The organism is Flavobacterium sp. NRK F10 (assembly GCF_024054235.1).
Taxonomy (GTDB): domain Bacteria; phylum Bacteroidota; class Bacteroidia; order Flavobacteriales; family Flavobacteriaceae; genus Flavobacterium; species Flavobacterium sediminis.
In genome coordinates this window covers 2,859,096-2,880,669 of sequence record NZ_JAMXLC010000001.1, presented here as the reverse complement: position 1 = coordinate 2,880,669, position 21,574 = coordinate 2,859,096, and the positions used below count along the sequence as shown (strand labels likewise).

General features: G+C 35.2%; 21 protein-coding genes and 1 tRNA gene. 17 read left to right on the top strand and 5 right to left on the bottom strand.

Annotated elements, in window-relative coordinates:
• Positions 1 to 99 precede the first annotated feature (99 nt).
• The 12 genes from NHF50_RS13130 to NHF50_RS13075 all read left to right on the top strand — a co-directional run bounded on the left by NHF50_RS13130 (position 100) and on the right by NHF50_RS13075 (position 12,274).
• Complete coding sequence (locus NHF50_RS13130; protein WP_252776887.1) at positions 100 to 927, top strand: S-adenosyl-l-methionine hydroxide adenosyltransferase family protein; 828 nt, start codon at positions 100 to 102, stop codon at positions 925 to 927.
• A 13-nt stretch (positions 928 to 940) separates the two neighbouring features.
• The gene (locus NHF50_RS13125) at positions 941 to 1,237 is read left to right on the top strand and encodes a putative quinol monooxygenase (RefSeq protein ID WP_109570093.1); all 297 of its coding nucleotides are present in this window, start codon (positions 941 to 943) and stop codon (positions 1,235 to 1,237) included.
• 74 nt (positions 1,238 to 1,311) lie between these two features.
• Entirely contained in the window at positions 1,312 to 2,037 is a 726-nt protein-coding gene (gldF, locus tag NHF50_RS13120; RefSeq protein ID WP_109570092.1) for a gliding motility-associated ABC transporter permease subunit GldF, read from the top strand.
• Positions 2,037 to 3,719, top strand: coding sequence for a gliding motility-associated ABC transporter substrate-binding protein GldG (gldG, locus tag NHF50_RS13115; protein WP_252776886.1), 1,683 nt, complete (start codon positions 2,037 to 2,039; stop codon positions 3,717 to 3,719). The genes gldF and gldG overlap by 1 nt, the downstream gene beginning before the upstream one ends.
• An 88-nt stretch (positions 3,720 to 3,807) precedes the next feature.
• Entirely contained in the window at positions 3,808 to 4,926 is a 1,119-nt protein-coding gene (dnaN, locus tag NHF50_RS13110) for a DNA polymerase III subunit beta (RefSeq protein WP_109570090.1), read from the top strand.
• A gap of 218 nt (positions 4,927 to 5,144) precedes the next feature.
• Entirely contained in the window at positions 5,145 to 6,539 is a 1,395-nt protein-coding gene (locus NHF50_RS13105; protein WP_252776885.1) for an MFS transporter, read from the top strand.
• A gap of 79 nt (positions 6,540 to 6,618) precedes the next feature.
• Positions 6,619 to 6,978, top strand: a complete 360-nt coding sequence (locus tag NHF50_RS13100) for a BlaI/MecI/CopY family transcriptional regulator (protein ID WP_109570088.1) — start codon at positions 6,619 to 6,621, stop codon at positions 6,976 to 6,978.
• 1 nt (position 6,979) lies between these two features.
• Positions 6,980 to 8,974, top strand: a complete 1,995-nt coding sequence (locus tag NHF50_RS13095; protein ID WP_252776884.1) for a M56 family metallopeptidase — start codon at positions 6,980 to 6,982, stop codon at positions 8,972 to 8,974.
• Positions 8,975 to 9,184: 210 nt separating this feature from the next.
• A tRNA-Arg gene (locus NHF50_RS13090) sits at positions 9,185 to 9,258 on the top strand.
• 332 nt (positions 9,259 to 9,590) lie between these two features.
• Positions 9,591 to 11,003, top strand: a complete 1,413-nt coding sequence (locus tag NHF50_RS13085; protein ID WP_252776883.1) for a P-loop NTPase fold protein — start codon at positions 9,591 to 9,593, stop codon at positions 11,001 to 11,003.
• A 72-nt stretch (positions 11,004 to 11,075) separates the two neighbouring features.
• On the top strand, positions 11,076 to 11,660 hold the full coding sequence (locus NHF50_RS13080; RefSeq protein WP_252776882.1) for a hypothetical protein: 585 nt from the start codon (positions 11,076 to 11,078) through the stop codon (positions 11,658 to 11,660).
• Positions 11,661 to 11,773: 113 nt separating this feature from the next.
• Positions 11,774 to 12,274: a MepB family protein gene (locus tag NHF50_RS13075; protein ID WP_252776881.1), complete on the top strand. Its 501-nt coding sequence runs from the start codon at positions 11,774 to 11,776 to the stop codon at positions 12,272 to 12,274.
• 61 nt (positions 12,275 to 12,335) lie between these two features.
• Here the strand turns inward: NHF50_RS13075 and NHF50_RS13070 are convergent, their stop codons facing one another.
• On the bottom strand, positions 12,336 to 12,716 hold the full coding sequence (locus NHF50_RS13070) for a Fur family transcriptional regulator (RefSeq protein WP_109570074.1): 381 nt from the start codon (positions 12,714 to 12,716) through the stop codon (positions 12,336 to 12,338).
• A gap of 56 nt (positions 12,717 to 12,772) precedes the next feature.
• On the opposite strand from NHF50_RS13070, the gene NHF50_RS13065 reads away from it, so the two are divergent.
• From NHF50_RS13065 to NHF50_RS13055, 3 genes are all read left to right on the top strand, one after another.
• Positions 12,773 to 13,264: a DUF2938 domain-containing protein gene (locus NHF50_RS13065; RefSeq protein ID WP_109570073.1), complete on the top strand. Its 492-nt coding sequence runs from the start codon at positions 12,773 to 12,775 to the stop codon at positions 13,262 to 13,264.
• Between the two features lie 95 nt (positions 13,265 to 13,359).
• On the top strand, positions 13,360 to 15,105 hold the full coding sequence (locus NHF50_RS13060) for an APC family permease (RefSeq protein WP_252776880.1): 1,746 nt from the start codon (positions 13,360 to 13,362) through the stop codon (positions 15,103 to 15,105).
• 202 nt (positions 15,106 to 15,307) lie between these two features.
• Positions 15,308 to 16,285: a hypothetical protein gene (locus tag NHF50_RS13055; RefSeq protein ID WP_252776879.1), complete on the top strand. Its 978-nt coding sequence runs from the start codon at positions 15,308 to 15,310 to the stop codon at positions 16,283 to 16,285.
• Positions 16,286 to 16,322: 37 nt separating this feature from the next.
• Here NHF50_RS13055 and NHF50_RS13050 read toward each other — a convergent pair whose 3' ends face one another.
• Positions 16,323 to 16,841 (bottom strand): NUDIX domain-containing protein, encoded by a 519-nt coding sequence (locus tag NHF50_RS13050; RefSeq protein WP_252776878.1) that lies wholly within the window; start codon positions 16,839 to 16,841, stop codon positions 16,323 to 16,325.
• A 468-nt stretch (positions 16,842 to 17,309) separates the two neighbouring features.
• Positions 17,310 to 18,350 (bottom strand): GMP reductase, encoded by a 1,041-nt coding sequence (locus tag NHF50_RS13045; RefSeq protein ID WP_252776877.1) that lies wholly within the window; start codon positions 18,348 to 18,350, stop codon positions 17,310 to 17,312.
• Positions 18,351 to 18,464: 114 nt separating this feature from the next.
• Here NHF50_RS13045 and NHF50_RS13040 point away from each other — a divergent pair, with 114 nt between their 5' ends.
• A complete protein-coding gene (locus NHF50_RS13040; RefSeq protein WP_252776875.1) occupies positions 18,465 to 19,682 on the top strand; it encodes a glycosyltransferase family 4 protein in 1,218 nt (405 codons plus the stop codon).
• 17 nt (positions 19,683 to 19,699) lie between these two features.
• On the opposite strand, the gene NHF50_RS13035 is transcribed toward NHF50_RS13040, so the two are convergent.
• Both NHF50_RS13035 and NHF50_RS13030 read right to left on the bottom strand, forming a co-directional pair.
• Positions 19,700 to 20,494, bottom strand: a complete 795-nt coding sequence (locus tag NHF50_RS13035) for a cation transporter (protein ID WP_109570060.1) — start codon at positions 20,492 to 20,494, stop codon at positions 19,700 to 19,702.
• Between the two features lie 35 nt (positions 20,495 to 20,529).
• Entirely contained in the window at positions 20,530 to 21,117 is a 588-nt protein-coding gene (locus NHF50_RS13030; RefSeq protein WP_109570059.1) for a tRNA-(ms[2]io[6]A)-hydroxylase, read from the bottom strand.
• A 156-nt stretch (positions 21,118 to 21,273) separates the two neighbouring features.
• Here NHF50_RS13030 and NHF50_RS13025 point away from each other — a divergent pair, with 156 nt between their 5' ends.
• The gene (locus NHF50_RS13025; protein ID WP_252776873.1) at positions 21,274 to 21,519 is read left to right on the top strand and encodes a hypothetical protein; all 246 of its coding nucleotides are present in this window, start codon (positions 21,274 to 21,276) and stop codon (positions 21,517 to 21,519) included.
• Positions 21,520 to 21,574: the final 55 nt, after the last annotated feature.

The window sequence follows — 21,574 nt, the reverse complement described above, 5'->3', positions numbered from 1 at the left end:
GTAGTTTAAATTGTTTTTCGTGTCTTAAAATTATATTAGCTTTGTATTCAAATTTAAGAAAAACTAAGATTCATTTTCTAATAAGTTATAAACAAATTTATGTCAATAATTACGCTAACTACTGATTTTGGTTTAAAAGATCATTTTGTTGGGGCAACCAAAGGCAAAATAATATCCGGCTATGAAGAAGCAGTTATCGTTGATATTTCGCATGACATAGATTTGTTCAATACAACTGAAGCCGGTTATTGCATCGCCGCCGCATACAGCAGCTTTCCGAAAGGAACAATCCATATTATAGGTGTAGACAGTGAGCGCAATGATACTATTCAGCATATTGCCATGCAATGGGACGATCATTATTTCATTTGTGCAGACAACGGAATCCTTAGTACCTTGACACAACGCAAGATTCCGCAAAAGATCGTTGCTATAAATATCCACAATCGCTTACAGGAGAACGCAACTGATATGGACGTTTTCACAACTGTTGCCTGTCATATTGCAAGAGGCGGTCATTTGAACGTTATCGGAAAAGAAATCGAAACATTGAAAACCGTTAACGAATTGGTTCCTAAAATTACAAACGAACAAAGTGTTATTAAGGGAAATGTGATCTATATTGACCATTTCGGGAATTGTATCACTAATATTTCCAAAAAACTATTTCAGGAAATGGCACGGGGCAGATCGTTTGAAATTTCGTTCCATAACAAAAAAATTACAACTATTAAAAAATCCTATTCCGATTTTAATACATCCGATAAATTTACCTTAAAAGATTTTGAAGGTGAACGTTTAGCCTTGTTCAATGAAAACGGCTTACTGGAAATTGCTATTTATAAAAGTAATCCAAAAACCGTAGGCTCTGCCCATTCTCTTTTAGGCTTAAAATTCAGAGATGTAGTTACTATAACTTTTTCATAAAAAATACGTTATTATGTTTATACGCATTGTAAAAATGAGATTTCAAGAAGATAAAATTGAGGCTTTCCTTGAAAATTTTCATCAGTTTAAAGATCAGATCAGAAGTTTTGAAGGCAATCATTTACTGGAATTATACCGCGATAAAAATGATCCCAGAACTTTTTTCACTTATAGTTATTGGGAATCGGAAACACATTTAAACAATTACAGGAAATCAGAACTTTTTGGTCAGGTTTGGCCTTTTACGAAAACACTTTTCAGTGACAAACCGGAAGCTTGGAGTGTCGACAAATTAGTCAGTTTATCGTAAAAGCTATTTTGTCCAGATTTTTTGCTAATGCTAAAAAATAGCATAATTTTAAACCGAAATTTTAAATTCATACAATGAAAGCATTGCTGTTACGAGAGATCAAATCTTTTTTTGGTTCACCTATCGGTTACTTAGTGATTGCTATTTTTCTTTTACTCAACGGACTATTCCTTTGGGTATTTGACGGTGATTACAATATTCTGAATTCCGGATTTGCCGATATGACTCCGTTTTTTAGATTGTCTCCATGGATATTTATCTTTTTGATCCCCGCTATTACCATGAGGAGTTTTTCCGATGAGAAAAAACAGGGAACATTAGAATTATTGTTTACCAAACCTTTATCCATATGGGAAATTGTTAACGGTAAATTCATGGGTGCTTTCCTGCTATGTGTTCTGGCACTATTGCCTACCTTGATCTATGTTTGGGTTATCTCCTATTTCGGTAGTCCGCAAGGTAATATCGATATGGGAAGTACTACCGGATCTTACTTCGGTTTATTATTTCTGGTAGCGGCCTATACTTCAATCGGTATTTTTACGTCAACCTTGTCCGATAATCAAATAGTAGCTTTTATCCTGTCTGTTTTCATTTGTTTTTTCTTCTACTTTGGTTTTGACGGCATTGCCACTTTATTAAAACAAAGTAATTCTCTCATTGCTCAATTAGGAATGGACTACCACTTTAAAAGCATGGGTCGCGGTGTGATTGATACCAGAGATATTCTGTATTTCGGAAGTATTACTACTGCATTTTTAGCTTTTACTGTTTATAAACTTAAAACAACAAGAGGATAATGAAGAAGAATATAAAAGCTTTCAAACAGTTATTATTACTACTGCTTGTTTTAGTTGTTGCAAACTTCGGCGGACATTATTTTTTCAAACGTTTTGACTTAACACAGGACAAGCGATATACCTTATCCCCGACTACATTAAACATTATTAAAACTGTCGACAGTCCTTTATATATTGATGTTTTTCTGGAAGGAAATTTTCCGCCGGAATTCCGACGTTTACAGGATGAGACCCGACAATTATTAGAAGAGTTCTCTGCTTACAATTCCAATATTATTTTTCAGTTTGTCAATCCTGTTGAAAAAGAAGAAGAGCGTGTTGCCATTATGAAACAATTCTATGAAAGAGGTATGCAACCTCTGAGCATAACGGTTGACAATAAGGGCAAACAAAGTCAGGAAGTCGTTTTCCCTTGGGCAACGGCCAATTATGGTGACAAAGGCTCTAAAATAGCACTGCTTAAAAATTTAATGGGCGCTTCCACAGAACAAAAAGTAATCAGTTCTGTCCAACATCTGGAATTTGCTTTTGCTGAAGCGTTGAACAAAATAACCAAAGAAAAACAAAAGAAAATAGCCATCGTAAAGGGCAACGGCGAATTAGACGATCGTTATATTGCCGATTTTTTACAAACGGTTCGTGAAAGTTATTACATCGGTCCGTTTACACTTGACTCTGTCAGCAAGCAACAACCTGTTGAAACACTCGATGCTTTAAAGAAATACGATCTGGCGATCATTGCTAAACCAACCGAAGGTTTTTCAGAAGAAGAAAAACAAGTACTGGATCAATACATTGTAAATGGCGGTAAAACACTTTGGTTGATTGATGATGTTGCCATCAATTTTGAAGACCTATCTAACGAAACAGGACAAACCGTTGCATTTCCAAGACAGTTAAATTTAACGGATATGTTCTTTGCGTATGGAATTCGTATGAATCCTTTGATTATCAAAGACGAACAAGGGATCCCTATTAAATTAGCAACAGGGCAGCAAGGTAGTCAAACACAATACCAGCAATTCATCTGGCGCTATTCTCCTTATGTTTACCCTATTTCAAGCCATCCTTTAGTTAAAAATATGGAAGGCATCAAATTTGAATTTGCCACACCGATTGAACTGCTGAAGAATGACATCCACAAAACTGTTCTCCTGACCAGTTCAGAATATTCAAGACCTATTGGTTTACCTGCAACTTTTTCACTGGATATGGTTACCGAAGAAACCCGTCCTGAAGATTATACCGGAAAAGGTTTAATGCCTGTAGCTGTACTTTTAGAAGGTAATTTTACTTCCATGTACAAGAATAGAGTGCTTCCGTTTAAAGAGAAGGACTTTAAAGAAACCGGTTCTGATAATAAAATGATTGTGATCTCTGATGGCGATGTCATCAAAAACCAACTGGAAAACGGTGTTCCGCTTGAATTAGGCTTCGATAAATGGACGAATAACCTTTATGGCAACAAAGAGTTTTTAATGAACTGTATCAACTACCTTTTAGACGACACGGGACTTATTAACATTCGCAGCAAAGATGTCGACCTGCCGTTGCTGGACAAAGAACGTGTCTATCAGAATTACACTTGGGCACAAATGGTAACTGTCGGATTACCAATCGGTATCCAGATAATTTTCGGTTTTGTATTTACTTACTTACGAAAAAGAATGTACAGCCGTTAGTTGTTGATAAAATATTGTTGCGTATTGCTGATAATTAAAATATATTTGTGAAAATAAAACCCGATATTGGATTTTTAATAAAAAGATGATGAAGTTTATTGTTTCAAGTTCGTATTTGTTAAAACAACTACAAGTTTTAGGTAGTGTTATTAATAGTAGTAATACCCTGCCTATTTTAGATAATTTCCTTTTTGAATTAGACAATACCCAATTAACCGTTTCAGCTTCTGATCTGGAAACCACGATGTCTGCAACTTTGGAAATTGATTCTAACAGCCAAGGAAGTGTGGCAGTTCCGGCGAAGTTATTGCTGGATATTTTAAAAACATTTCCGGAGCAGCCTTTAACTTTTACGGTTGAAGACAATAATACGGTAGAGATCAGTTCAAATTCTGGTAAGTATGCTATTGCTTATGCACCGGGAGACGAATTCCCTAAAGCTGTTGTTCTGGAAGATCCTTCATCCACAATTGTTCCGGCAGAGGTTTTATCTACTGCTGTTAGCAAAACCATTTTTGCAGCAGGAAATGACGATCTACGTCCGGTTATGAGTGGTGTTTTCTTTCAGTTCTCTCCGGAAGGATTAATTTTTGTCGCTACAGATGCGCACAAATTAGTAAAATATGCCCGCGCTGATGTAAAAGCCTCTCAGGTAGCCGATTTTATCATGCCTAAAAAACCTTTGAATATCTTAAAAGGAATTTTAGCGGCTTCTGATGCTGAAGTAACTATCGAATATAACGATGCTAATGCAACTTTCTCTTTTGATAACTATATCTTAACTTGTCGTTTAATTGACGGTAAGTATCCGAATTATGAAGCGGTAATCCCGAAAGAGAATCCTAATAAATTATTGATCAATCGTGTTCAGTTCCTCAATTCTGTTCGCCGTGTGGCTATTTTTGCCAATAAAACAACGCATCAGATTCGTTTGAAAATCGCCGGAACTGAATTAAATATTTCAGCCGAAGACATTGATTACTCTAACAAAGCTGACGAGCGTTTGACTTGTGACTACCAAGGAGACGATATGCAAATCGGTTTCAATTCCCGTTTCTTAACTGAAATGCTAAACAACTTATCCAGCGATGAAATTCAGTTAGAAATGTCTATGCCTAACCGTGCAGGTATCCTAACACCGGTTGACGGTTTAGATGAAGGAGAAACCGTTACTATGCTTGTAATGCCTGTAATGCTGAGCAACTAAAATTCAAAGATATATATCAATTAGAAAAGCTTCAAAAGCTGAATTCTGATTTTAAGATTTATATAACCAACCCTTAACCTAAGAACCGTATGAACTGTAAAGTGATTACGGTTTTTTATTTTACAATCCCCAAAATGATTTTCGTGACTTCATAATTAATGCAGTATTAACAAAACTATCACTAAAGCTTTTTTAACTTTGCAACTTAAACTAAACCAATGCTACAAAAAGCCTTTCTTCAGTACTTCAATAATTTCAAAGGTTTTTCAAGAGAGATCTGGATTTTAACTCTTATAACCTTTATCAACAGGGCTGGAACCATGGTTTTGCCGTTCCTTTCAAAATATCTGAAAGAAGACCTGAACTTTTCGTACGGTCAAGTGGGATGGATCATGGTCAGTTTTGGTTGCGGTTCTATGCTCGGATCCTGGTTAGGCGGTAAACTTTCCGATTCCATCGGATTCTATCGTGTTATGATCTTTAGTTTACTAACCAGTGGTTTAATGTTCTTTGGTTTGCAACACATACATACTTTTGAAGCTTTTATCGTTGCTATATTCTTAATTATGGTTATCGCAGATATGTTTCGTCCCGCTATGTTCGTTTCATTGGCTGCGTATGCCAAACCCGAAAACAGAACACGAGCGCTGACCTTAGTTCGCTTAGCGATTAATTTAGGATTTACTGCCGGACCTGCTTTAGGCGGATTAATTATTATGAATATGGGGTATAAAGGATTATTCTGGGTTGACGGAACAACCTGTATCCTTGCCATTGTGATCTTTTGGGCTACTGTAAAAGAAAAAGAAAAATCTAAATATCAAGATGTTAAACATCCGGGAGAAATCTTAACAGCTTCCGTTTTTAAAGATATTCCCTTCTGGATCTTTTTAGCAACTTGTCTCATCAGCGGGATCATTTTCTTTCAGTTGTTTACCACTCTTCCACTCTACCATAAGGAACAGTTTAATATGAGCGAGTATAAAACCGGACTGCTCTTATCATTTAACGGTTTAATGATCTTCTTTATGGAAATGCCATTGGTCAGCTATATTGAGCGCCATCATTTTAATAAAGTAAAAGTAGTAACAGCCGGTACATTTATCATGTCGCTCTGTATGTTCATGCTACTCTTTAATAAATGGGAATCAATTTTGTGGATCATGATGTTCAGCATGACATTCGGAGAGATGTTTGCTTTTCCTTTTTCCAACTCCTTTGCCATGAGCAGGGCTCCGAAAGGACATGAAGGCAGGTATATGGCTATTTTTACTATGAGCTACAGCTTAGCCCATATTCTTTCTGCCAAAACAGGTTTTACCATCATTGAATTTTTCGGTGGTTACCAGACCAATTGGATCATCATGGGAATTTTAGGGCTGATCGGTACACTCTTAGGGATTTTAGTTTTTATTCTGGTTCGCTATGAAGACAAAACATTTAAAAACGTTTTCTTTATTGTACTGGCTAAGTTTAACAAGCTTATCCTACCTAGTTTCACCAAACAAAGACTTGATCCTATTAAAGGTAAAAAATGGCAGAAAGCCATTATTGCATGGCGCTATTATGTTACGGCAAGAGCTTTAGAAGATACTGAAAAACGTAAAATTTAGTTAAATAACTATTTTTATAGTTGTGTAACTAAAAAAATAGTTGTAAGTTTGACTCATCAATGTCGAAACAACTATTGCTATGCAAAAATTAACCAATAAAGAAGAAGAGATCATGCACATTTTATGGAAGCTTAAAAAAGCTTTTGTAAAAGATGTATTGGCTGAGATCGTAGAAGAGAAACCACATTACAATACGCTGTCAACAATAATCAGAAATTTAGAAGAAAAGGGCTATGTTTCTCATACTGCCTACGGCAATACGCACCAGTACTTCCCTATCGTAAGCAAAGAAGAGTATCGCAAAGCTTTTATGAATACGGCTATTTCTCACTATTTTAACAACTCGTATAAAAATTTAGTTTCCTTTTTTGCTGAAGAAGAAAAAATCACTGCTGACGAACTTCGGGAAATTTTAGATCTAATCGAAAAAAAGAAATAGTATGGATGTTTTATGGCTCTACTTTCTTAAGGTAAATGGTTTATTACTACTCCACTATGGTGTGTACCAGTTTTTCTTGAAAAAGGAAACCTTTTTTCAAACTAACCGCTGGTTCCTTATTGCCGGAGTTTTCATTTCTTTTCTCTTGCCTTTATTCAGTTATACCAAGATCATCTGGGTCGACCCGGAACCTCAGGTTCAAAATTATTTTCCTTTTGTAAGCGCTAATTCTACCGCTAGCATTCCCTCAGTGGATGTTACAGAAATACCTATCGACTGGAATTTTATTGCTACTTCTGTTTACAGTATCATTGCTCTATTACTGGCTACTACGCTACTACTTGAGATCTTTTCACTCATCAGAATTTTTCGTCAAGGCAATCGTCGGAAAGAAAATAACATCTGGGTTGTAGAAACCTCGCAGGGTCAAAATCCCTTCTCATTTTTTAATATTTTAGTATACAACAAAGAAAAATTTACAACAGAAGAGCTTAATCTGATCTTTTTACACGAAAGGGTACATATTGAACAGCGTCATTCTTTTGATGTACTACTGGGAAAAATACTTTGTTTTATCCTTTGGATCAACCCCGTATCCTGGTTATACCGCAAAGCTATTCTCCAAAACTTAGAATATATTGCGGATTCAGAAACGGCACGTTTGAGTAATAATTCTTATCAATATCAAAAAACATTAGTAAAGACTATTATCAATCACAATCAATTATCAATCACCAATCAATTTTATCAATCATTAATCAAAAAACGAATCGTTATGTTAAACACCAATCCATCAAGCAAGAAAAAGATGTGGAAATACACTGTAGTACTTCCTTTATTGACCTTATTCTTTTTGGCATTCCAGATCAAAACATTAGCTCAGGTTAAAGAGCGGGTCTTCATCACTCCTAATGATGAAACAACCGAATTCATCATTACTAAAAACACTACCGATGAAGAAATCAAAAAAGAAACAGCTATTCTTAAAAAAGAGCACGATGTTACTTTCAAGGTTTCAAAACTAAAAAGAAACACAGACAATGAAATTATTGCCTTAGATATTAAGTTCAAAGACAAAGACGGTTCCACCGGAAGAATGTCAGCCAATGGTGATCAGCCGATACAACCGATCCGTTTCTTTAAAGAGGTTGATATGAGCGGAAAAACGAATATGGGTTTCGGAGGAAAGCAGCTTCGAACAGTTTTCAAAAAGATCGAAACAATGGGGCCGAAATCAGTCAAAATCGGTGACAGCCTTATCAATATCAAAACAGTAGAGATCCGAAAATCAAGCAATTCCGATCAATCAGAACTATATATCATCAACGGTAAAGAATACACAAAAGATGAGCTAAAGAATCAAAAGATAGAACTGGAAGAAGGTTCAGTTCTGCAATTGTCTGAAGAAGATGCTATTGAAAAATTCGGAAAAAAAGGAAAAAACGGAGTAATTATCATGAATGGTAATGCTACTTTTAAATACGATGACGATTCCGATGAAGAAGCGATCTATATCGTAAATGGCAAACAAATTTCTCCTAACGAATTTAAAACGCTAAAAACAAAACAAGCTAAAACCGTTCATGTTTATACTAATACGAATGACGAAGAAGAAACAGAATTTATCATTATGAATGATATGATGGCTGATCTACCGGAACCGCCGGCACCACCGACATTCAATTTTGACAACTTACCTCCGGCGCCCAAAGCACCTTCCTTTCCAAACCCGCCAGCTTTACCTTCCGATCTTAGTGATGAAAAAGCCATGAAAGATTACGAAAAGCAAATAAAAGCTTTTGAGAAAAAAATGGAGAACATGGAGCCTCAGATAAAAGAATTTGAAAAGAAGATGGAGAAATTTGAAAAAGAAATGCTGAAAAGAGAACCTGCCATGAAAAAATACGAAGAGGCTATGAAAGTCTATGAAGAAAAGATGAAAGCTTATGAGGAAAAAATAGGGGCTTATCAAAAGAAACTGGAAAAAATGTATTAAATACCTGAATATCTACTAACGGAACTTATTCCATCTAAACTTTCTGAGCAAAAAAATCCCTTGGTACATTCGTCCAAGGGATTTTTTTATTTCTTTTAAAAACACTGAATATCAACTGTGTAGTTTTTACAGCTGTATTTTTTATTATTTTTTTCTTTTTTTGATTTGCAGGTTACACAATTATGGCTATATTTGCACCCACAAAACAATGGCCTCGTGGCGCAACTGAATAGCGCATCTGATTACGGCTCAGAAGGTTACAGGTTTGAATCCTGTCGAGGTCACAATTTAATCCCCAATCCCTTATAAATAAAGGTTTTGGGGATTTTTATTTGTTACTTGTTTCTTTTTTTGTGTCAAAATATTTTATAACCTCTTTTCACTTAATAGATAAAATTATTTTTTAAATAGTTTTAAAAATGCAGCAGTATCCGAAAAATAATCTGCCCTTTATCGATTGTAAGTAAATATTTATTAGATTTGATAAAATTAAAAATGCGTATTTTTAAATATAATTTCATAAAACACTAATTAACAAATAATTAAACAACAAAAACTCTTAATAGACTTTCGTATATATGAGAGTTACCTGCAAGCTGAAAAAAAACGAAATTGAATGGACATAAAACACTACGAAATTGAAATTGTGCCTGAGAACCCATTTACGAACTGTAAGTTAGGTAGACAAAAATATTCGAGTGTCCTAACAAACATTATCAAATCTTATCCTTATGGTTTTGTTCTTGCACTAAACAATAAATGGGGAACAGGAAAAACCACGTTTGTTAAAATGTGGGAACAGGATTTAAAAAATAATGGTTTCCAAACACTTTATTTCAATGCTTGGGAAAATGACTTCGAGAATAATCCTCTTACAGCATTAATGGGAGAATTAAAAACTCTAACAAATAAAGAAACCGAGCCAGCATTTAAAAAGACTTTAAAAAAAGCATCAACATTAACCAAACATATAGCACCAATTATTGCTAAAGCGATAGCTGATAGATATATTGATACAGAAGGTGTAAAAGAGGCTATCGTTGGTGTAACAGAAGGATTGTCTGACGTTTTTGAAAATGAAGTTCACGAGTATGAAAAAAAGAAAAAAAGTATTTCTGATTTTCGACAAAGCTTATCGGAATTTATCGCTAATACAAATGAAGGGAAACCTTTAATTTTTATAATCGACGAACTTGACAGATGTCGTCCAAATTACGCTGTTTCAATATTAGAACAAATTAAACACTTCTTCTCTGTTCCTAATATAGTTTACATATTATCAATCGATAAGGAACAACTTGGTAATGCAATTAAAGGTGTATATGGTAGTGATGCCATTGACGCTGATGAATATTTAAGAAGATTCATCGATATAGAATATTCAATTCCAGAACCCGAAGTAGATGTTTTTTATAAATATTTATATGACTATTTTAGATTTGACGAGTTTTTTCAATCAACAGAAAGACTGAAACACTACGAGCTAAAATCAGACAAATCCAACTTTTTAGAAACGTGTAAGCTGTTGTTTACGAATGCAAATATACCATTAAGACAACAAGAAAAGATTTTTGCCCATTCAAGATTAGCACTAAGAAGTTTCACTTCAAATATGTATGTAACACCTCATATTTTTCTATTACTCACATTTATAAAGGTTAAGCATAACAAGTTCTATAATGAGTTGAAAAGTAAACAACTATCTATTGAAGAAGTACAAGAAAAGTTTTTATCAATAATTAAAATCGATATTAATGAACAAACCGACAGACAACTTATGTGGTTAGAAATTTCATTGGTAAATGTTTATAACAATTTTTCACAAGACAGATATTATCGTAGACAGTTGTTTGAAAGGGTAAAAGAAACAGGAGAAAATAAATCATTAATTGGTTCAGTGATAAAAAAGAACGCTGAAAAAGATGTAATGAACATTTTAGAAAGCATTAATCGTGGACATAGAGAAGGCGATTTAGACTTGTCGTATTACGTTAACAGGATTGACCTATTAGAAGAAATGAAAATATAAAAAAGCCAGCAGGTAACAATGGCTATAAGTAATTGCTTGTTCTCGCCATCCAAAATTTAAAATACAGCTCCCATGAAAATTATTCAAATAATGTTTCTAATGTTAGTTTCCATTACTTCTTTTGCTCAAAAGAAGATTGAAATTAATTTTAAAATTGAGAACGATTCCACCATTATTCACTATTTAAAAGCTAAAAAAGTTGACTTTTCAAACGATCAAATAGCAACTTTAAAAGGAATCGGAACCTTTGCGGAATTTAGCAAAACCGGAAGACTGGTAGTTCCCGATGCCTTTTTCTTTAATTCTAAAGGTGAATTAATCAAGAATAAGGGAAAAGGAATGTATTGCGGAGCAGAATTAAAAAAGTTAGAAAAAATTTCAAAAATGAAATCCGATCCCGGTCAAACATTAGAGAACTTCCTGAAAGAAATAACTATTTTAGATGGTAGCACCATAACTGATGAAAATGTCGACATGTATATTTTTATCACTTGGGGGAAATTTTTGAGTGCTGAAAGCGAAACCTCTTTAAATTGGTTCTCAAATCTCGCAAACCAAGAAAATTTAAAAATAAAAGTTCTGCTTCTTAATCTGGATATTCAGGAAAACTGGAACTTAACAGAGAATCAGAAAGAGTATTTAGGGATAACCGAATAAAAAAATCGGTTACAATAATGACTCGGTTTAGAATTTTCCGAAAATCTCCCGAATCCTTTAAATTTTGCCTACATTAGCTTTGGTATAACCTAACATTTTTAGCCAATATTTCTATGAATGATATTCTGAATAAGGTCAAAACTGAAATTTATGACACATGCGGACTACTACTTTCTGATCTACAAACAGAACCGGAAGGTCAGGAATATGATGCCTGTCGATTTGAGTTGGACGGATTGAAGGTCATCAGCAGAACCGCTAAAATAACCCCTAAAAAAATAGGGCAGTTCGTTACTTTCTGGAAACGGAATAAAAACGGAATTACAGAACCATTCTCTGAAAACGATCCTGTTGATTTCTTTGTTATTCATGTTCTTAAAGAAAATAAGCTGGGACAATTTGTCTTTCCAAAATCGGTTTTAAAAAACCAGGGAATACTACGTACAGATAAAAAAGACGGAAAAAGAGGATTTCGGGTATACCCGGTTTGGGATACGGCAAACAACAAACAAGCCGAAAAAACTCAGAAATGGCAACTTGATTATTTTTTCCGGATAACAGATGCAACCGAACTCGATCGGGTCAAAGAATTATACACAAAGCCAACCTACTGATCTTATTTTCTATTTTAATTGATAACCTCGATAGCGAAATCGTATTTAACTTCTTAAAACCTCAACGGTTCATACACTCTGAGCACACTCCTGAAATTGATGCGTTAAAATTTTGAAAAACATAATTTTCAGGCAAAGAGATCTCTATTTCTGACGTTAAACACTCTACTTTCCCACAAACGGTACATCTGAAATGAAAGTGATTGTGCTTATGCTTTTTCTCTTGACAATTCGTGCAAAAAGCAAAATATTGCTTTCCGTCATCTCCCATGACTTTATGAACAAGCTTATCTTCACAAAAACGATTAAGTATTCTATAAATTGTAGCTCTGTCCGCATTACTAGTTAGTTTTGACCGGATCATATCGTGGCTTAATGCCGATTTAGATGCTTTAAGCAATGCGTATATTTCATTAGTCGATTCTGTATTTCTTCTTTTCATATAAATGCAACTTTGTCGCAATAATAAAAATTTTTTATATCTTTACCAAAAAAGATATGGTTACAGTATTAAAAATTATAGCAATTGGGATCGGAGCAACTTTAACAATGGATATCTGGGCTTACATTTTGAGTATTTTTAATATAAAATCTTTAGATTACAGATTAGTAGGAAGGTGGATCGGAAGCATGACAAAAGGGAAATTTAAACATGATAAAATAATTCATACAACTCCTTTTCCTAATGAATCCCTGATCGGGTGGATTGCTCATTACTTCATCGGAATTGCTTTTGTCTTCCTACTTGTTTTAATTTATGGTACGGAATGGATTGAAAATCCTACTCTACAACCCGCACTATTTATCGGACTACTGACGACAATTGCTCCGTTTTTTTTAATGCAGCCTTCTTTCGGTTTCGGAATAGCCGGCTCTAAACTTCCTGAGCCTAACATTGCCCGCTTAAAAAGTATAATTACTCATTTCATATACGGACTTGGAATATATATAGCTTCATTAGGCTCAAGCAAATTAACTGAGTTCTTATAAATAAAGAATCGCTATTCTGTTCCGTAATTTTCATGCTAAAAAAATTAATCTTACATTTATATCTCTTATAAAAAACAGATTCCAATTCTTTCAGCATGGAAAAAAAACAACTTAAAAAGCTTAACGAACTTGCTTCGACAGCTATTTGCGGAAATGATATCAGTTCTTCTTGTTTATACGTATCGGCTTTAGCCATTGTTTACTCCGGACAATATGCCTGGCTCGCTTTACTGATGGTTGGTGTTGTTCTCTTTTTATTCCGTAAAGTATACGGAGAAGTGGTAGGCGCACTTCCTTTAAACGGTGGTGCTTACAACGCCCTACTGAATACCACCAGTAAATCATTAGCTTCTCTGGCAGCTACCTTAACCCTGCTATCTTATATGGCTACTGCTGTAATTTCAGCCAATGAAGCCATGCACTACGCTTCAATTGTATTTGACCATTTACCTATAATTATTGCAACAATCGTTTTGCTTGGCATTTTTATGGGATTAAGCATAATCGGGATCGGAGAATCTTCTAAAGTCGCCATCTTTATTTTTATCTTTCATTTAACCTCACTGGTCATTCTGGCTTCTTTTACGATATTTTATCTCTTTCAAAACGGCTTTACCGTTTTTACCGAAAACAATCTTTTACCCACCAAAGGGGGAAACATTACCACAGCCTTATTTTTCGGTTTCTCGGCAGCCATGTTAGGGATCAGCGGGTTTGAAAGTTCGGCTAATTTTGTAGAAGAACAAGAACGCGGCGTTTTTCCGAAAACATTGCGAAACATGTGGGTCGTTGTAACCATCTTTAACCCGCTGATGGCTTTTTTAGCTTTGGCCGTGATTCCTATGGGAGATATTGAGAACAATCAGGAAGCTTTATTATCCTATATGGGAAATATCTCCGGAGGATCCTGGCTTTCGGTTCTGATATCTATTGATGCTGCTTTAGTGTTAAGCGGAGCCGTTTTAACTTCGTTTGTCGGCGTAACCGGTTTAGTAGAACGAATGACACTGGATCGGGTGTTGCCTCCTTTCCTACTCAAAAAAAACAAAAGAGGAAGCTCGTATCGCATTGCTATTGTTTTCTTTTTATTATGTGTTTCCATTTTATTGATCACAAGAGGAAAACTAAGCGCCTTAGCAGGTGTTTATACCATTGCTTTTCTATCCGTAATGGTCTTATTCGGTATCGGTAATATATTACTCAAAGTAAGGCGACAAAATTTGCCGCGACCGGAAAAATCTTCCTGGATCGCCCTGTTAATTGCTATCGGAGCCGTGATCATAGCCATAACCGGAAATGCCATCTTGAACCCTGCTTATCTGGGAGTATTCCTTCAGTATTTTTTACCTACAATATTAGTTGTTGCCGTGATGCTGAACCGGACCTCTATTTTAAAACTCCTTTTAAAGATCATTAAATATTTTCTGTCGCCCGTGCAGTCGTTTTTAACCCGATCCAATGACGGGATCCTGAAAGTTATAGACACCATCAATTCGCAAGAGTTTGTTTATTTCACCAAAGATGACGATGTGGCTACGTTAAATAAAGTAATGCTCTACATTCAGAATAACGAACATACTAAGAACCTCAAAATCGTAGCCGCTTTTAAAGAAGGTGAAAAAGCCTCCCCTCAATTCCTTGCCGATCTGGATGTACTAGACAGGGAATATCCCAATATTAAGATCGATTTCATTCAGCTACAAGCAGAATTCGGTCCGGGTCTGATCAATGAACTATCTGAAAAATGGAACATTCCGGTCAATTTTATGTTTATTGGTTCGCCCGGCGATCATTTCCCATATAAGATAGAACAATTGGGCGGTGTTCGATTGATTATTTAAGGTTTTCAAGGAATTGACTAAAAGACTAATTCTCTATTTTTCAATCGGATAGCAATTGTCTGGGTTTATGGAAAACCGTAAAAAAGACTTTCAATAAAATATTACATTTGAAAAATAATTCTTCTTTTTATAAAGAAAAGTTGTATATATTTGGTGATATATACTAGTTAGCAGAAAGCATATTCAACAACAAGAAATAATTATGGAAGAATACAAGCAAGAATTACATAGTATTGATACAAGTGGTAAAGTTGCTTTACCTTTTAATGAAGAGCAATTTAAAGATTTTATTGTTAGTTTACTTGGAAAACCACAAACTATTTCTAAATACCTAAGAGGATCTTTTGAAATTAATAAGGAAAATATTATTTCGTTGTTCGAAGTAATAAATCAACGCATTTATCAACAAAATGACTCAAAATTAATTCAGTTTCGAGCTTCTATATACTATAATGACAACACAACAGTTACATTAAACGGCTTTGACCATTTAGTACATTATAACGAAAAACTGCCGTTAGTTTCAAGAGCCGTACATCTAACTTGGCAATACCTTGTCAAATTTAGAGATAAAGAAACATTTGAAAAGCAAGAAATTTCTATTTCATTTGTAACAGATAATAATGGTCCAATTCCGAGTTTTGATGATGATATACATCATAGATATTATGACAGCGGTGTTAGTTTTAGAATTTCTCATACCGCAAGAACTTGGGGAGCTGATATAGAAGCAATGTTGACAAAAAACTTGCAGACTCTTATTAAAAAGGACAATAAAATAATAGACTTTTTTAAATTTAACAGTGAGAGAGTTGGTCATTTAATTTCAGCAGCTTTAATTGCAATCACATTAATCTTATCTCTAATAAACACAAATGAAAAGATTAAATTGAATGAAAATATTAATAATTCAACATTATGGATTCATCATTATGGTAATTATATATTTTTGTTTTTAGGAATATATTTTTTACAAAAAATTACTTTGATAGTGCTAGAAGAATTTGAGTTTTATGGTGCGCCAAGTTTTATTATTTTAACTCCCGAATCAGAAAAAAACAAAATTAAAGTACAAAATAGTTACAAAAGAAAATTGAGCAAATATTTATTAACAGTAATAGGTAGTTTAATTTTAGGAGTGGCTGGTAATTACTTATATACATATTTAACAACAAAATAATGCCTTCTGCTAACAGCGGTTAAAGTAAATGGCTAGGTCAAGAATTTCCTAAAAACCGCTCCCCTATGACCTTTCGGATGGAAACAAAACCGATATTTTCTAACGTAATCTCGGAACGCTTTACCCAAATCAAATCCTGAATTTCATCTTCGGCATTGATTCGGATAGTATCGGTTGCCAACGAACATTCATAAAAAATATCCATCGTTCGGTAGGGAACACTTTTATACAAATAATTATTAGGCGAAGTCGTGATGTATTTCAAATCTTTCGGTACAATCTGTAATCCCAATTCTTCCTGAATTTCCCGGCAAGCCGCTTCTTCCGCATTTTCACCCGGATCGATAAATCCACCCGGTAAATCCCACTTTCCTTTATCAGGATCCACATTGCGCACCGTAAACAAGATTTGATCTTCAAACGTAAACACAACCGCCACTGCAGCGGCTATATTATGGTAATACGTAAAATCACAATCCAAACAATGAAAACGAACGTTATTCGTAAATTCAAAATGTTCGGATCTGCAATTCGGACAGTATTTAAAAAATGTCATTTTTTAATTGTTCTTTTTTAATATCTTTAAACTTCTACTTTGAATTTTTGACTTTCTCAAAAAAGTAAACTTACACAATTACATTACAATTATTTATCTTCTATTATTAACATAAAGCGTTAATCCATAATAAATTAATCCAGTTCCTATAATTCTATAAATTACAGAAAATACAGGGACAGACAAAGTTTTTTCATCTATAAACAGAGCAATAAACATATTGGAAATAAAAAAACTTAATAAAACTCTAACAAATGTTATCTTTAAATATCTCATGAATAAAACTACTATTTTATCAACATCAATTTAATGTATTATGTTACTTTCCAAAACAATAAATACAAACCAGATTATTGATTATTCTGTATTCAACATTCTATATTCCTCATTCCTTATTCTTCTCCCTTTCAACTTGTGACTCGTGACTTTTGACTTTCAACTTTTAACTTTCAACTTGTGCCTTCTCATTCACTTCGTAAAAACCCGATTCTCCTGTTCGCTTACACAGATAAAAGTCGTTCGTTTTGACAATTCTTTCAGTTGAGCTGCGCCCACATACGTACAGGTACTTCGCAAACCGCCTAAAATATCCAAAACGGTATCTTCCACAGCACCGCGATACGGAACTTCCACCGTTTTTCCTTCGCTAGCGCGATATTCCGCAACACCACCCGCGTGTTTTTCCATCGCCGTAGCCGAACTCATCCCGTAAAACAATTTATAGCGTTCGCCGTTGCGTTCGATCAATTGGCCGCCGCTTTCATCATGTCCTGCTAACATTCCGCCCAACATCACGAAATCAGAACCCGCACCGAAAGCTTTCGCCACATCGCCCGGAATACTGCAACCGCCATCGCTAATAATGTGTCCGCCCAATCCGTGAGCCGCATCGGCACATTCAATAATTGCCGACAACTGTGGATAGCCTACTCCTGTTTTAACACGCGTGGTACAAACCGAACCCGGACCGATGCCTACTTTTACAATATCAGCGCCCGAAAGCAACAGTTCCTCTACCATTTCGCCTGTCACTACATTTCCGGCAATAATGACTTTTTCCGGTAAAAGCGCGCGCATTTTTTTGACAAATTCCACAAAATGTTCCGAATAGCCATTGGCCACATCAATACATAAAAATTGTAACCTCGGATTTTGTTCAAAAATGAGCTGCACCTTTTCAATATCCTCTTTTCCCGTTCCCGTACTCACCGCAATAAAATGTTCAACACCGGCAGGAGCTTTAGCCATAAAATACTTCCACTCTTCTACCGAATAATGTTTGTGAACAGCCGTAAACATACTTTTTTGAGCCAATGCCAATGCCATTTCAAAAGTTCCCACCGTATCCATATTAGCCGCCATGATCGGTACTCCTTTCCATACGAACGGACTGTGCCTGAATTTGTATTCGCGTTCCAAATTGACCTGTGACCGACTGCTTAGTGTTGAACGTTTAGGGCGAATCATAACATCTTTAAAACCCAATTTTAAGTCTGTTTCTATTCTCATGCGATACCATTTTGTTTCTATAAAATTACGATAAAGTGTTTTTTACAGTACATTTAGTTATCAAGAAAGCACATAATTTATCAACAATTAGCCTTAAAAAGCTATTTTTGTGGCATGCAAAAACTCGTTATCATAGGAAGTGTATGGCCGGAACCGGAATCGACAGCAGCCGGAAGCCGAATGTTGCAGCTCATTACTCTTTTTCAGGAAATGAATTTTGAGATTTCTTTTCTTTCGGCGGCAACAGCCAATGAATTTTCCTTTGATGTCAGCCAATGGAATATTGCAGCGTATTCCATTCAATTGAATCACGACAGTTTTGACGAACTGATTACAAAACTGCATCCGGATGTGGTGGTTTTCGACCGCTTTATGATCGAAGAACAATTCGGTTGGCGCGTAGCCGAAAATTGTCCGGATGCCTTACGGATTCTGGATACCGAAGATTTGCATTTTCTACGAAAAGCCCGGGAAACCGCTTTCAGGCAGAACCGAACGCTACGTTTTGACGATTACCTCAACGATACGTTTAAACGCGAACTGGCTTCGATCTACCGTTGCGACCTCAGCCTGATCATTTCTAAATTTGAAATGGAATTGTTAACGCAGACTTTTAAAGTTGATCCGGTTCTTTTAGAATATCTTCCGTTTTTAGTCGAAACTGATATACTTTCAGACAAGCCAAGCTTTTCGGAACGAGAACATTTTGTAAGTATCGGTAACTTTTGGCACGAGCCCAATTGGCAAACGGTGCTACAATTGAAAAAACTGTGGAAATCCGTCAAAAAACAAATTCCGCAAGCCGAATTGCATATTTATGGTGCTTATGCTACCGATAAAGTTTACCAACTGCACAATGAAAAAGAAGGCTTTTTGATTAAAGGCAGAGCCAACAGTGTTGAAGAAGTCTTCTCAAAAGCCAGAGTTCTACTGGCTCCTATTCCGTATGGTGCGGGTTTAAAAGGAAAATTGCTGGAAAGTATGCTTTTCGGCTTGCCGAATGTCACTACCGAAATAGGCGCTGAAGCTATGAAACACAGCGATCTCTGGAATGGTTGTATTGCTGATGACGAATCGGAATTTGTGGAAAAAGCGGTCGAATTGTATACTAACAAAAGGCTTTGGAACCAATGCCGGCAAAACGGTTTTGTAATTCTCCGAAACGAATTTGACAGAGAACTATTTACATCTCATTTTCAAAACAGAATACAACATTTACTGGAAAACTTGGAAGCACATCGCCGACAAAACTTTTTAGGACACGTTTTGCAACATCAATCTCTTCAAAGTACTAAGTTTATGAGTAAATGGATTGAATTAAAGAATAAATAATGTAATTTTCAATCCTATTATTTTCCAAGTTTTAATATTCTTACTGCTCCTTGAATCACTAAAACAAAAACGATTGTACCAATAATCAGATCCGGTTTATTTGACTTAAACCCATTGACTAAAATTGCCGCTATTATTACGCCCAAGTTGATAATCACGTCATTTGAAGTAAAGATCATACTGGCTTTCATGTGAGCTTCTTCTTTATTTTTTGATTTAAGGAGTAGATACAAACAAATTCCGTTTGCAATAAGTGCAAAAATTGAAACGATAATCATTGTTGAAAAATCCGGTAATTTAGCGACTCCTAAAAACCTTCTTAATACTTCTATGAATCCTATAATGGCAAGGGTTATCTGAAAATATCCGGCAAGTTTTGCAACTCTGCTTTTCATTATTAAAGTTCCTCCGACGGCAAAAAGGCTAATCCCATAAACAAAAGAATCGGCAAGCATATCCAAACTATCTGCAACCAATCCCATTGATTTTGAAACAAATCCGCTTATCATTTCGATAATGAAAAAAGCAAAATTTATTCCGAGTATTGTCCAAAGTACCTTTTTCTGGTCAGCATTGTCTTCAAAACGGACTTCTTTAACTTGTTCAGTCGATATCTTTTTACCTCCTAAATTCAATTCCGAGACTGATCTCTCGATCTGATCAATTTGACCGCTGTGAAAAACGGTTAATTTGCGGTTAGGTATGTCAAAATCTAAATTTGCGATACATGGAATTCCATCCAATTTCATTCGAATTAAATGCTCTTCCGAAGGACAATCCATTTTTGTTATCTCAAATATAGTTTTTTCCATTCACGCTCTCGCCTTTAGCATTATTAGGATTTGGTTTATCCGTGAACCGTTTCTTTCGTTCCGTAGTTTTGAATAATTTTTGCTTCAGCTTCTAACCATTCGTTCCAACGTTTTTCAACATCAATAGTTTCTGAATATTTACGGGCAAAATTGATGAATGAAGTATAATGCATCGCTTCGCTTTCCATTAATTCACGGTAAAACTGTGCCAGTTCCTGATCTTCAATGTTCTCGCTCAACACTCTGAAACGTTCGCAGCTACGTGCTTCGATCATAGCAGCAAACAACAAACGCTCAATAAGTCCGGATTCTCTTGAACCGTCCTGATTCTTTTTTAAATATTTCAACAATTCGTTAACATAATCATCTTTTCGTTCGCGTTTAAACTCATAGCCGCGTTGAATAATGATATCGTGAACCATTTTAAAATGTTCCATTTCTTCAATAGAAATTTTTAGCATTTCTTCTACCAGATCCTGCTTTTCGGAATTATTAATGATTAAATTAATGGCATTAGTCGCTGCTTTTTGTTCGCACCAGGCGTGATCTGATAAGATCTCTTCTAAATTTCCTTCGGCTATGTTTGCCCAACGCGGATCAGTAGGTAATTTTAAACGAAACATATATAAAAAATATTAACTTTAAATGTAAAGCGAATTAAGCCACAAAATTACTATTATCTATGAAATATTAAAATTATATAACAAACTATCTAAATGTTATAAAACGTTTGGGATAAAACAGAGCTAACTTGCGAAAGAATTAAAAATCAAATTATTATGAAGAAAATGAGTTTAGCTATCGCAGGAATTGCACTATTAGGTATAGTCGCTTGCAACGAAAAAAAAGAAGAAAGTCCGGAAAACGTAGCTGTTGAGCAAGAGGCTGCACCGCAACAGGAAGAAACTGACGGAACTTCGCTAAGTGTAAGCGAAGACGGTGTTGAGTTTTCAACGCAGGACGGAGAAAAGAAAACAGAAATTGATATTAACACCTCTGAAGAAGAAAAGAAAGAAGAAAAATAAACAAGAACTTGCAATGCGTTATATAAAAAATCCCGAATTCAGTTCGGGATTTTTT